Genomic DNA, 664 nt, shown 5'->3' with positions numbered 1-664 from the left:
GGAGGGCCAGGTCGATCTTCAAGCCCTGCATCGAATCCGTGACCAGATGGTCGGCTCGAGGACACGCCTGATCAATCAGATGCGGGCCTTCTGCCTCGAGTACGGTGTACCTTTGCGTCAGGGTGCCGGAATGTTCAAACTCGAGTTGCCGCGCGCTTTGAATGACGAAGGAAACGATTTGTTACCAGTGATGCGTCGCCTGCTGGGCGATCTCTTCGCCGACCTCCGCCGCCTCGAAGAACGGATCCGCGAAGTGACAAAGGAGATCGAAGCGGTCGCCGATCGAGAGGACGTTACACGCCGGCTGATGACAATCCCCGGTATCGGCGCATTGGGTGCGACCGCCGTACTTGCCGCGATTGGTGATGGGCTGCAGTTTCGCAAGGCCCGCGACCTTGCTGCCTGGCTGGGGTTAGTGCCCAGGCAATACTCGACCGGCGGAAAACAGACGTTGCTTGGCGCCAGCAAACGCGGCAACCGTTATGTGAGAAAGCTTCTAGTGCATGGCGCGCGATCCTGCTTCCGGCATTTGGACCGGACGCGCGATCGCCTAGGAAGCTGGCTCGACGGGCTCCAGGCTCGGATGCATCCGAACAAGGCCGTTGTCGCTCTAGCCGCCAAGATGGCTCGCATTGTCTGGGTGGTCTTGAATAAGCCTGGAGCT

The 664-nt window shown here is 60.2% G+C and carries 1 protein-coding gene; it reads left to right on the top strand.

The features are described from left to right. Positions 1 to 664, top strand: a 664-nt coding sequence (locus HZZ16_RS38645) for an IS110 family RNA-guided transposase (protein WP_197955780.1), incomplete at both ends; no start/stop codon positions are given.

Source organism: Bradyrhizobium glycinis (genome assembly GCF_016031655.1).
GTDB lineage: Bacteria > Pseudomonadota > Alphaproteobacteria > Rhizobiales > Xanthobacteraceae > Bradyrhizobium > Bradyrhizobium glycinis.
This window is presented reverse-complemented; position numbering and strand designations above follow the sequence as displayed.